The organism is Edaphobacter sp. HDX4, from assembly GCF_036877565.1.
GTDB lineage: Bacteria > Acidobacteriota > Terriglobia > Terriglobales > Acidobacteriaceae > Edaphobacter.
The window spans coordinates 18,642-30,976 of the sequence record NZ_JAEDXW010000012.1 but is presented as its reverse complement, the minus strand read 5'-3'; the positions used below and the strand labels follow the sequence as shown (position 1 = coordinate 30,976).

The following is a 12,335-nucleotide window of genomic DNA, read 5'->3' as shown; positions in this document are numbered from 1 at the left end:
CGCAGACTGGGTGGTCTTCGCAAGAATCGAATCGACTGAAGACGGCGACCTGCCCAGGACCCATGACAGAGATCCACAGAGGAGCTTCCAGAATGAAAGAATCGAACAAGTTCTCCGAATGGCTCGACAGGTACTGGACGATTCTGGTCATCATCTTCGGGATTGCGTTCACACTGTTTTTGGCTCTGTTCAAGCCTCATAACAATGGCTGGGCGAACTATTAGGCCCTCAAGGGATTCGAAACCTGATTGATCGTTAGGAGCATCGCCCGACATGGATCTACCGAGAATATTGAGCGGGTAAGTCCTTTGTTTATGCAGAAATGCCCATAAACCGAAGTGGATCAGCAAGTTAGATGAGATTTGTGTCGACAGAAGGAAAAATGTGTGTCTCCGACGCGGTCTGTGGACACATTTGTGGACACAAACGTTCGGCTTCCACGAGACCTCTGTGGACACTATAGGCACATAAATCATTGCAACCAAGGTATTTATGACGTTTTTTTTGGACCAACTGGGAACTATCTGGAACTCGGTCTATTTGCCGATGCAGAAGCTAGAGAAGATGAGCTGCAGAATGTCGTCGGCTGTCGTTGCTCCGGTCAGCCGGTCGAGAGCGTTCAGTGCCTGATAGAGGTCGACCAGAAGGACCTCGTGGGGTAGGGCGGCGGCGACCGCTTCATCCGCCTGCTGCAGCGACTGGAGGCTTTCCGTGATCGCCTGCCGCTGGCGGAGGTTGGTGACGAGCGCAGTCTCCTGCCATGAGCTTGCCCCGGTTGCAATGGTGAGGATGGAGGATCGTAGTCCGGCCATGCCCTGGCCTGTAACTGCGGAGGTTCGCACGAGCGGGAACGGAGGGTCGAGGATGAACTCCGCGGCTCCAAGGTCTAGTTTGTTCGCCGCAATCAAGATGGGGCGATTGGCGACGAGTGCCATCGTTTGCCGATCTTCCGGATGCAGCTGCGATGTTCCATCGATCACCATCAGGACCAGGTCGGCTTCGGCCATAGCCTCGCGAGACTTCGTGATTCCAATGGTTTCTACTTCATCAGTGGTCTCGCGCAGACCTGCCGTGTCGATCAATTCGACGGGGATGCCCTCGATGGAGACGCGCTCAGTCACCAGGTCGCGCGTGGTTCCGGGAGTTGCTGTCACGATGGCCCGGTCGCGCTTGACCAGACGATTGAAGAGCGATGACTTGCCGACGTTCGGTCTGCCCACAATAGCCAGGCGAAGTCCCTCATGGACGAGCCGGCCGTAGCCGAAACTTTTCTCCAGCTGGAGCAACGGCAACTGGATCTGATTCAGCCGCTCGGTGATCTCGGCCGACGGCATGGTATCGATGTCGTCTTCTGCGAAGTCCACACCGGCTTCAAGGCTGGCGATCAGGCCAATCAAACGATCTTTAACGGGAGCGATGCTGCGGGAGAGTGCCCCGCCCATCTGCTGCGCGGCGACGCGGGCCTGGTGCAGCGTGGAAGCGTCGATGAGATCGCGCACGGCCTCGGCCTGAGTGAGATCGAAGCGGCCTGAGAGAAAGGCGCGCTGGGTAAACTCGCCGGGTTCGGCGAGGCGAGCGCCTGCGTCGATTGCCCGCTCCAGCGCATAGTGCAGGAGGACAGGAGAGCCGTGCATGGCTATCTCAACGACATCTTCGGCGGTGTAGGAGTTGGGCCCGGCGAAGAAGGTGACAACGACCTCATCCAGTGTTTCGCCGGTGGCAGGATCCGTGACGTGACCGAAGCGGGCTCTGCCCGGCTCGAGCGGTTTCGCCAGCCGCACCAGACCCTCGCCGATGGCCTTGGCCAGGCCTCCGGAGAGGCGGACGATCCCGATTCCTCCCCGGCCCGGAGGCGTCGAGATGGCAACGATCGTCTCCATCTCTACAGGGACTTCCGAGGGCCTGGAGCTGGATCTGAATGTGCTCTCCATAACAGAAAGTATGGCAGACGGCGGAGAGTAGCAACATTGCGTCAAGCTGGTCGGGCCCATTCTCTTTTCAAACGAGAAAATGTTTCAGGATGTATAGGCAGGGATATATCCCGGTGATTAGAATGGGCCGGACGGAAAACATAATGTACGGAAGGAAATAAGGGATGCCACTGAAAGGTGTATTTGCTGGATTCTTGCTTGTATGTTCGATGGCGGCGACAGGTGTGGCGCAGGAGAACTACTTTACGAACTGGCCCGCGGGAACCAGTCCCCAGGAGGTCGGGAAGCACCTGGCCGATCATTTTGTGACCAGTCCGCACCAGTACACCAAGACGATCCACTACTCAGAGGTGTGCACCTGGTATGGCGCCCTCCAGTTTGCTGAGCTGACGCACGACACCGCGTTGCGTGATGCGCTGATCAAGAAGTTCGAGCCGCTGATGCCCGGGGGCGTCGAAGAGGCGCGCCGTCCGGTGCGCCATCATGTCGACGACTCCATCTTCGGCGTTGTGCCGTTGGAGATTGCCCGCCAGACCAAGGACGAGAAGTTTTTGAAAGAAGGCGTGTGGTGGGCGGATCGTCAGTGGGAGAATCCGCAGCCTGATGGGCTGTCAGCGGAGACACGGTTCTGGATCGATGACATGTACATGCTGACCATGCTGCAGCTGGAGGCGTATCGCGCGACCGGCGACAAGAAGTACCTGGATCGCGATGCCAAGGAGATGGTGGCATACCTGGACAAGCTGCAGCAGCCGAATGGCCTGTTCTTTCACGCGCCGGATGTGAAGTACTTCTGGGGCCGCGGTGATGGGTGGGTGGCTGCCGGAATGGCCGAGATGCTGAGCGAGCTGCCGGAGAATCATCCTGACCGGGCGCGCATCATGAAAGGCTACAAGCTGATGATGAGCTCGCTGCTGAAGTACCAGGGCAAGGATGGCATGTGGCGGCAGCTGATCGACAAGGACGACGCGTGGCCGGAGAGCTCGAGCTCGGCGATGTTTGCCTTTGGCATGATCAGCGGAGTGAAGCACGGATGGCTGGATGCGAAGACCTACGGTCCAGCGGCCCGGAAGGCGTGGATTGCCGTTGTCGGTTATGTCGATCAGAACTACGACGTCACGCAGGTGTGCGAGGGCACAGGCAAAAAGGATTCGCTGGAGTACTACTACCAGCGCAAGCGGCGCACGGGAGACTTCCACGGACAGGCACCGGTGCTGTGGTCCGCTGATGCTCTGCTGCGTGAAGGTGTGAAGTAGAAGGTATCTGCAAGCTGATTGATATGAGCAGCTGATTCAAACGAGAAAGAGCCCTCTGAGGGGCTCTTTCTTTTTCTGCACCGCGATCTCTGCTACGGCAGACGAAATACGATACGTACCTGGGTCACGGCTGCAACCGGTCTTCCATTGAGGAGGTACGGCTTGTATCTCCACTTCCTCACTGCTTCTTCCGCTGCTGCGCGCAGATGAGAATCTCCTTGGATGACGCGCACGTAGTCGACAGCGCCTGTTCTTGAGATAACCACATCGAGGAGGACCGGCCCTTCGATCTCCATGGCCTTGGCGGCTTCCGGATAGACCGGAACCCGCGAGGAGATGAGGTTCGCTTCCATGGCAGCGGCCGGAACCCGGACCGCTCCCCGTCCTGCCAGCGACTGGTCAGGTCGCGCAGTTGAAGACGGTAGAGCGTTGGTCGGCGGAGTCGGATTCTGGGTGGACTTACTTCGCGCTGCTGGCGGAACCACGGCATCGCTTGCCTGCGAGGGCTTGAGTTCCGTGGGCTGCTGGGGGCTGGATGGCGCTGGTTGTTGCTGGCCTTGAGGCTTGGCCAGTGGGGTAGCGAGATCGTGCAGCTCCTCACCAAAGAGACCGACCTTGGTCCTGAGTGCTTCGCGAGAACGACTCAGCAGATTCTGACCGTAGCCGTAGTGCAGGGCCAGCCACGCGCCACCTATCAGCAAAATCAAAACGAGGAGAACGGCGACTCCCCATCGAACACGTGGCGTGGTTGAGTCGGTGTAAGTGGAGAGCGGAACGGGTATCGAAGGGTCATCATCGAGATCCTGCAACACGAGCCCGCGACGAGACAAGCTACTGTACGGACGGGGCGCAAAGACCACAGGCTCGCTCACAGTTGCGCGAGGAGGTTCTTCTGTGGACCGAGACCGGTTCTTCCGATCTGACTTGATATCTCTTCCGGGCCTATGGGGTGCAGAGGAGACTACTTCGATGTTTGCTGTAGAGGCGGCAGTATCGGCAGCCGGAAGAGGACTTCCCTGAACGGTCTCGGACCTCTTCTGCGGCTCAATCTCGTCCTGCGTATGCGCGTCAGTCCTGGCCGTCGGAACAGCATCGGGTGTGGCCTCAGATCGGTCGCGAGAGACCTCCCTGGTTTTGAGCTCTTCGATAGCCGCCAGCTGTTCCCGAAGCTCGCGGCTCGTCTCTTCCAGGCGGCGCAAAGCTTCCGCGATGGAGACATGCGCCTGGGATACATCCGGGACGGATGAGCTGGTGCTATCAGGAGTGCCCACATCGTGCGCGGCCGGGAACGGTTCTTCCTTTGAGGATGGTTTCGTCTCTGCAGTGACTGTGGCCGGAGTGTCGGAGACCGGCTCGGATTCCAGCGGTGATTCGACATCGACTCCAGCGAGCAGGTTCTTCAACTCGGCGGTTGCGATCTTCTCCCTTAGCGGCAACGCCGCTATCGTAAGTCCTGTCGAACCCTCAACGAGAGTGAGCAGCATCTCGTCATCACTGAGCACACCTCTTTCCCGTGCGCTCAGGTCTCCTGCCATCGCCCAGAAATCCATCGCGAAGTGGCGATCGTTCTTGAGCGCGGTCATGAAATCTCTGAGATTGCCGGCTTCTCCAAACGGAATCCGGTGCATATCACACAGGGAGCGAAACCGCGTCACTGCCTGATCGTGATTTTCTTTCTCTTCCAAAACGAGTGTTATCCTTCGGTCCATTTCTGGCACTGCCTCCGTGACACACTCCCCCTTGGTATTGGATGCAATCCGATGGTATGGGTCGACGTGCAAATGCACGAGAGGTGATGTGCAGCGCCTTCAGCAGGTTAGGAGGAGAATGGCTGCCGGCACGACGGCGTTTGTGGAAATCAGAACTGCATTCGCAGGCTTAGCTGGACCTGGCGCTCGCGCGAATTGTTTGCCGCAGAAGCCGTATACGTTCCGAAGGAAGGTACGTTGAGCCCCTCTGCCGCCACTGTCGCGCCGTCCTGAAAGATCAGCGGGGTCACGCCATTGGCCGCAGGAACTCCCACGAGAAACGCCCTTTGCTGTACGCCGGTATAGCTGATGTGGTTGGCGAGGTTGAATGCCTCCGCCGCGGCAACCAGACGCACGCGTTCCGTCATCCTGACGGCTCGGGCTATGCGCAGATCGATCCGATCTGTGTCGGGCAGGCGGAGTGTATTACGGCCCACGGTGGGCAGGTAGACGGCTCCGCCGGAGCCATTGATGCTTTCGCGGCCCCCGGTCAGGCGCGTGCCACCAAAGATCTCGTAACTGTAGGGTCTTCCGCTGGTCTCATAGAAGATTCCCGAGAGGGTCCACCCATTTGTCATGCCAGAGACCCAGCGCTCGGAGGCTCGAAATCGCGGCGCCCAGACCACACTCGCAACCATCTTGTGAGGGAAGTTGAGGCGGGAGAGTCCCTTATCGTATTGCACGGTGAAGGGATCGAACTGCGAATTGATCTGGGGTGACGCACCGGCATTCTGTCCCTGATCGATAGCCTTCGACCATGTCCAGGCAAGGTGAAACTCCAGCCCCTTGCGGCTTCTTCGCCGAGCCTCCAGGGTGAGCGCGTTGTAGCTCGCGCCGATGTCAGAGGTCAGCATGCTGACAGCGCCATACTTGTCGGTCATGCGAGCGGAATAGACGGGAATCGCGAACAGTTCGCCGTCGATTACGCCCGGGGCTCGTGTGTCTCCTTCGATCTGGAATGTTCGAACAGAGGCTGATGGAGAGATATTACGATCGACCGCACCAGACAACTGACGGTCTATGTTGACCAGATATGTCGCACTGGCGACGATGCCAGCGCCAACGCCTCGCTCGATGGCGGCGCTTCCCTGCTGGATCATCGGCGTCCGAAATCGTTTGCTGAAGATGGTGGCCGTTGTCGTTGAGGCGATCGCAGATGGAGGAGTCGAGGTATAGCTGCAGACGTAGCCGAAGCCCTGGTTGGCAACCTGAGGGCACGCTGTGATGGTGCTGGGAGTGATGCTGATGTGCGTGGAGGAGGTGGACTGTGCGGTGTTTACAAGCGCGCTCTGGATCGTCGCTCCGGGGAGGCGACCGTAATAGATGCCGTAGCCGATGCGCAGTACGCCGCTTTGTAGCCCGAAGGGTGCCCACGATACGCCGATGCGTGGGCCGAAGTTATTCCTGTCTTCCGGGAGAACACCGGTTGCACCGTAATCGCCGAAGATGGCGTCGAGGGCGGCATTTGGATGCTGCGGTAGTGGAAGCAGCTCGTATTCATAGCGCAAGCCCGCATTGATCGTAAGCCCCGGACGGAGGTGCCAGCTATCCTGCACGAAGCCTGCCCACTCCTGGGTTTGGAATGCAAGCCGCTGCTGGCCAAAGCTCTGCGTGTACGAGCGAAAGCAGAAGTTGTGCGTGGAGGCAAAGATGGAAGGACAGCCGCCGTTGGGATAGGCATGTACGTTGAAGGTGTAATCCGTTATCCAGTCGACCAGGCCACCGGCATGGCCATTGGTCAAGCCGCTGTCGTAATGGAAGGTGCCGACGGTGTTGTTAAGCGCATTCGTATCGTCATGAAGGAAGCTGGCGTCGATTCCAATCTGGATGAGATGGTGCGCGACGGCCCAGCTCACCGTGTCGATGATCTGGAACCGGTCCTCGTCCGGGTAGGCGAGCCGACCTACACCAGCGGGAGTACCGAAGGTGAGGCCGCTTGGGCCGATGGCAATCTCAGGCACAAAGCCTCCCATGCCGACGGCCGGTTCCTGCGGCAGGGGGAGCTGTGCCTGTTCGAACTGCAGATCGCTCGCATAGGCAAACCGTACCTCGTTGCTGAAGCTGGACGAAGGAGTCCAGCTCCAGCGTGCGACGGCGGTATCGAGGTTGATGTATCCGCTGCCGAGGCTCGCGGCGCCACGATCGACCACTGGAGCCCCGCGCAGACCCGCGGGTGAGGCGGAACGCAGGCGGTTGTACTGTACGCTTACGCGGTTCTGAATCGATAACTGCCAGTCCAACTTCCCGAAGTTGATAGTCTGGTCATCCCTGCGGTTCACCTTCCCTGTCAGACTGCTCAGATAGTTGAGTGCGTCGTTGACCTTGGTCTGCGTCACACCGCGATTGGCCAGCAGTGCAAGCTGCATCGGGGTGAGGCGATAGAACTCAGGATCTGCCGGTGCGCCGATTGCAGGAAACCCGCGACGCTGTTGATCGAATGCATAGAAGTAGAACAACCGGTTACGAATGAGCGCCCCTCCCAACGTGCCGCCAAACTGTTGGCGGAGGTCATGAGGCTTCACGTACTCCTGGGTGATGAGGCCGTTCGAATAATGGCTAGCGATGGAGAAGGGATTGGTTGCCGCCCATGAACTGGAACGAGCCTTATAGAAGGCTGCACCGTGCAACTCGTCGGTTCCACTCTTTGAGATGGTCGCGATGGAACCTCCGGCTCCCTGCCCATACAGCGCAGAGTAGTTTTGCGTATTGACTCGAAACTCGCGAACTGCCTGCTGAGAGAACGTATAGGCCGCACCTCTCCGTCGCCAGGACGCTGCATTGCGCCGTGCACCTCCTGCTTCTGCTCCACTGAGATCCTGGCTGCCTCTGTCGTCGCTGTCGGACATTCCGCGGGGCACCGACTGGAAGCTTTGATCGTCGGACACCCCATCAAGCGTGGTGCTGTTTTGCGTTACGGCCATCCCGCGAAAGCTGAGCAGATCTCCGCCCTGGTCATCGGGATTGGCTGCCGGCGTCAGGAGAGCAAAGCTCTGCCAGCGATTTCCGTCAACAGGAAGGTCATTCAGCTGGGATTGCCCGACAACACTCGTCACAGCGGTGCCCTGTGGCTGCTCGAGATTTATGTCATTCTGCTGGTCCTCCACGACCGTGACACTGGTCTGGACGTTGGAGATTGCGAGCTGGACCTCGAGCGAGCTGACGCCGCCAACCTGCACGGATATCTGGCTCTGGATCAGCCTGGCAAAGCCAGGCGCAACCACGGTCGCGGTGTAGCCGCCCGCAGGAACGCGCGAGAAGACGAAGCCTCCCTGCCGGTCAGACGACGTTTTGAAGGTAAGCCCTCGCTGCTTATCTTCGAGAACAATTGAAGCGCTTGCTATCGCTGCCTTCCCCGAGTCAACCACCGTTCCGCGAACAACGCCTTCAACCGCGGTTTGAGCTTGAAGTCCCGAGGAGAGAAGCACAAAGATGACGGACACGAGCAGACAGATATTCGTGGTCTTTCTTCTGACGAGCATGAGGAGAAAGGTTCTACTGCGCAACTGCCGAACGTGCATGTCTTCTCCAGCAGTAATCTATTCGCCTTATGTTCAGCATCGACGATCGGCTGAGCACGCGAGACGAACCTCGTCTTCCCGCCACGACACGCAGCGCTTCAAAGCTGGCACGGGAGAGACAGCCGCAGACTAACCAAGCTTCGCGAGCGGCGAAAGTCCCTAAAGGATGTAGACACAACAAGAAAAGGGCGGCAGCCGAAGCCGCCGCCCTGAATGCAAGAGCCAATTGTTAGAACATCAACCGGAGAGCCAGCTGAATCTGCCGCGGGCCATAGGCATAGTTCGAGTTGGCACTCGTGACCGTGCCAAACGTCGGCTGGTAGGTCAGAGAGTTGACCGTCGACGAGGGAGTAGAGCCCTGTGACGTGCTGATTTGGTAGCCAGTGCTGTTGATGCCCGTGACGTTCTGATGATTCGCCAGGTTGAAGGCCTCGCCGATCAGCTGCAAGCTGTACTTCTCCATAAAGGTGAAGTCCTTCTGTGCACGAAGGTCGAGCAGGATGGTACGAGGCATGGTGAACGTATTGCGTCCGAGGAACGGCAGATAGGAGGATGACGAGCTCGTTCCAGCGATACCCGTTCCAGCAGGAGCGAAGCAGGTGACGGCTGCTGAAGTCGGGTTATAGCAAGACTGCGGCGTTGTTCCCGTGGAGGTTGCCGAATAGGGCAGGCCGCTCTGCATCTGCAGAAGTGGCTTGAGCGACCATCCATTCGCAAGGTACTTCCAGGCAGAATCGCCATGGACTCCCGGCGCGTTCAGGATCGCCCACGCCACGGCACGGTGACGGACGTTCAGAGACGACGTACCGTAGTTGTTGCGCGGATTCGAGAATGGATCGATGAAGTTATTCACGCTTGCAGCCGTGAACTGATTCTGGCTGAAGTCCAAAGCGTGCGACCAGGTGTAGTTCGCATCGAACTTGACCCATTTCGAGTTACGGTTCGTGATATCCACATTCAGCGCATGATAGTTCGAGTTGATGTTGCTTTGGACCGCCGTGACCGAGCCGAAGCTGGGATCGATCGCGCCCAGGTTGGTGGTGCCTCCGGTGGTTACGCGGCGCCCCGCATAGCCAGTCACGTTATAGGTCGTTCCGCACTGCAGCGGACCGCAGCTGCCGTCTGATCCCGCTTTGGCGGTGTATGGGATGGTATAGGTCGCTGTGGGGTCCAGGTTGACGTTGGTAAAGTTCGGCAGCTCGCGCCCCAGTGCTCCCAGATAGCTGAGCGAAAGCACGCTCTGGTAGCCCAGGTCCTGTTGGACCGCCAGGTCGAACTGCTCTGTGTACGGATTCTGCAGGTGTTTGTCCAGATAGTAGGCGGTGCGGGTTCCCGGAGCGGGTCCTGTCGGAGCGATCTGCAGCGTCGGCAGTGCGCCAGCCGAGGTGTTGGATGTCGTAAAGCTCGGTGTCGACTGGCTGTTGGGAGAACCGGTGTTCTCGTAGGCGTTCAGGATGACTGCGTTCGGAATGCGGCCGAAGTACATGCCGAATCCGCCGCGGACCACGGTCTTCCCCAGGCCAAACGGATCGTATGCGAAGCCAACTCGGGGCGAGAAGTTGTTCTTGTCGCTCGGATGCGAGGTGGTGATATCCAGCGTCCCTGCGGACGTTCCGTTGAGACCGGCGAAGGGAGCCGGAATCGACTCGTAGTCATAGCGAACACCGAGATTCAACGTGAGTCTCGGCGTCGCCTTCCAGTCGTCCTGTGCAAAGAAGCCGTAATCGACGGTTGCCATCTGGAACTTTGCCGGGCCGAAGCCATTTGCATAGAAGGAGTAGCAAGGGAAGTTGCCCACGCCGCTGCCGGACGAGTTGCAGGTCTTGCCCTTCGACAGCAGGTCCGAGAAGTAATTTACAGTCGAGGTGTAGTTGATGTAGCCATTACCTTCGTACACATTGTTCTGTAGATCGTAGTTGTGGACGATATCTTCGCCTACGCGCAGATTGTGCTTACCGAAGAGAATGCTGGCCGTGTCTCCGATCTGCCACTTGCGCTCGTCCGGGTACGCAACGCGGAAGCTGTAGTAGGGCATTCCCATGTAGAAGCCGAGGCTGGTGTTGAGAGCAACTTCGGGAGCGAGGCCGGTGTTGTTGATCAGATTGTTCTTGGTGTACTGACTGGAGGGCTGCAAGCCTTCCCAGTTCAGTTCGCGACCATACTGGTAACGCAGCTCATTGGTGACATTGGAGCGGAAGATACTGTCCAGCTTCGCCACTCCGTAGTCGAGCTTGACGAAGTCGGTTCCGAAGGTATCGATGGCGTAGTTGTTTGTGCCCTGGGTCTGCACTCCGCCAGGAGAATCCCACCGCAGCCGGTGATACAGGAAGCTCACGTGATGCTTCGAATTGATCTGCCAATCGATCTTCGGAGTATTGATGAGCTGGTTTCCGAAGCGCGGAACTGACCCGAGATTCGAAAGCAACGATTGCAGTTGGGTGTTGTAGGCTGAGGCACCCGCCCCATAACTGGTGTACTTCAGACGCGCTGCCAGGAGGCAGGCAGCTGAATTCGTGCTGCTCGCCGTACCGCCAGATACAGCTCCAGTGGACAGGTTGCAGGTCTGCGATGTCGGCAGGGCTGCATCGGCGTTCACAAAGAAGGCTGCCGGATTGTTCGCCTTTGCGGTGCCGGGAAAGTTTCGTCGATACGCGTCAAACGCATAGAACCAGAAGAGCTTGTCCTTGACCAGAGGGCCACCCACACCAAATCCATACTGGTTGCGGTTGTCCTTGGGACGATAGGGAGAGGTGACATACTGCGAGCCCACCGGGTTTGTAGCCACAAAGGTTGTGTTGTTCGCACCGGGGACAAAGGCCGATCGGCTCGAGTTGCGGTTGTAGAAGTAGAGCTCGCCATGGAGCTGGTTGCCGCCGCTCTTGGTCACGGAGTTGACTACGCCGCCGACCGCCCGGCCGAATTCGGCGGAATAGACTCCGGTATTTACCTGGAACTCCCGAACCGCAACCTGCGAGGTTGAGTAGCCGGCGCGTGTGCGTCCGCGCTCTTCGCCGAAGAAGCCTTGGTTGTCGTCAGCGCCATCGATCTGCACGTTATTCAAAACGGCTGAGATAGCGCGGAAGCTCAGGAGGCCGAAGCCGCTGGCATCGTTCGTAACGCCTGGCGTGGTCAGAGCAAGGGCAGACCAGCGCCGATTATTGATCGGGATATTCTCAATCTCATTGTTGTTCAGGTGGCCGCCGAACTCGGGAGAGTCAAACTTCAGCACCGGAACATCGGCTGTCACTTCGACCGTGGTGTTCACATCGCCAGTCTTCAGGTGAGGGCTGAGATTGGTCACGGAGTTGACCTCGACGATGACGTTGGTCTCGCGGCGCTCCTGGAAACCGGGCATGGTGAAGGTGACCGTATAGGTGCCCGGCGCCAGCTGAGGAGCCCGGTACAGGCCCGATTCATCCGTGGTGACCTGCAGATTTGCGTTGGTCCCGTTGTTACGAATCACAACCCTGGCATTCGGAACTGCGGCATTGGTATCATCCGTTACCGTTCCGGAGATGGCTCCCTGGGTGGTGGACTGCGCGTGACTTGGGAGGCAGACTCCACCGAGCAGCATCGCTATAAATGCATGCCGCACTAAACTCTTGATCGTCATCTAGATCTCCTGAAAGACTGGACCGTTCGCGCTTTTTTGGGCGCGAGGATTCTGTCAAAACTTCTTATCACCACATTCATCAGCAAAAAGATTTAGCCATCGCGTGGATTCGCGATGAAGTGCCCTTTATCGGAAGGGTACGGCCGGACCATCGAGAGAGCTCGATCCGGATCATGATGTCGGAGTAGTTCGTTGGCTCCCTATATTCTGCGTATCTATATAGAGGTCAGGACATACTCGCTACAACGGGACTGTCTGTGTATGTGGCT

Annotated in this window: 6 protein-coding genes; 2 read left to right on the top strand and 4 right to left on the bottom strand. The window is 58.3% G+C overall.

Translation table 11 applies throughout. The features are described 5' to 3' along the window. Positions 1-92: 92 nt before the first annotated feature. Positions 93-224 (top strand): hypothetical protein, encoded by a 132-nt coding sequence (locus JAO29_RS12725; RefSeq protein ID WP_334268601.1) that lies wholly within the window; start codon positions 93-95, stop codon positions 222-224. A 312-nt stretch (positions 225-536) separates the two neighbouring features. Here the strand turns inward: JAO29_RS12725 and mnmE are convergent, their stop codons facing one another. Further along, complete coding sequence (mnmE, locus tag JAO29_RS12720; protein WP_334268600.1) at positions 537-1,880, bottom strand: tRNA uridine-5-carboxymethylaminomethyl(34) synthesis GTPase MnmE; 1,344 nt, start codon at positions 1,878-1,880, stop codon at positions 537-539. Positions 1,881-2,095: 215 nt separating this feature from the next. Between mnmE and JAO29_RS12715 the strand changes: the two genes are divergently transcribed. After that, complete coding sequence (locus JAO29_RS12715; protein ID WP_334268599.1) at positions 2,096-3,187, top strand: glycoside hydrolase family 88/105 protein; 1,092 nt, start codon at positions 2,096-2,098, stop codon at positions 3,185-3,187. A 92-nt stretch (positions 3,188-3,279) separates the two neighbouring features. Here the strand turns inward: JAO29_RS12715 and JAO29_RS12710 are convergent, their stop codons facing one another. The 3 genes from JAO29_RS12710 to JAO29_RS12700 all read right to left on the bottom strand — a co-directional run bounded on the left by JAO29_RS12710 (position 3,280) and on the right by JAO29_RS12700 (position 12,066). Continuing rightward, positions 3,280-4,770 (bottom strand): TonB family protein, encoded by a 1,491-nt coding sequence (locus JAO29_RS12710; RefSeq protein ID WP_334268598.1) that lies wholly within the window; start codon positions 4,768-4,770, stop codon positions 3,280-3,282. Between the two features lie 275 nt (positions 4,771-5,045). Beyond that, complete coding sequence (locus tag JAO29_RS12705; RefSeq protein WP_334268597.1) at positions 5,046-8,453, bottom strand: TonB-dependent receptor; 3,408 nt, start codon at positions 8,451-8,453, stop codon at positions 5,046-5,048. 229 nt (positions 8,454-8,682) lie between these two features. Continuing rightward, positions 8,683-12,066, bottom strand: coding sequence for a TonB-dependent receptor (locus tag JAO29_RS12700; protein WP_334268596.1), 3,384 nt, complete (start codon positions 12,064-12,066; stop codon positions 8,683-8,685). Positions 12,067-12,335: the final 269 nt, after the last annotated feature.

What these genes read in the sequence shown, in the direction of transcription:
- JAO29_RS12710 (WP_334268598.1), bottom strand. Translation starts at nt 4,770, where the DNA reads ATGACCGCGCTCAAGAACGATCGCCACTTCGCGATGGATTTCTGGGCG.
- JAO29_RS12715 (WP_334268599.1), top strand. Translation starts at nt 2,096, where the DNA reads ATGCCACTGAAAGGTGTATTTGCTGGATTCTTGCTTGTATGTTCGATG.
- mnmE (WP_334268600.1), bottom strand. Translation starts at nt 1,880, where the DNA reads ATGGAGACGATCGTTGCCATCTCGACGCCTCCGGGCCGGGGAGGAATC.
- JAO29_RS12700 (WP_334268596.1), bottom strand. Translation starts at nt 12,066, where the DNA reads ATGACGATCAAGAGTTTAGTGCGGCATGCATTTATAGCGATGCTGCTC.
- JAO29_RS12705 (WP_334268597.1), bottom strand. Translation starts at nt 8,453, where the DNA reads ATGCACGTTCGGCAGTTGCGCAGTAGAACCTTTCTCCTCATGCTCGTC.
- JAO29_RS12725 (WP_334268601.1), top strand. Translation starts at nt 93, where the DNA reads ATGAAAGAATCGAACAAGTTCTCCGAATGGCTCGACAGGTACTGGACG.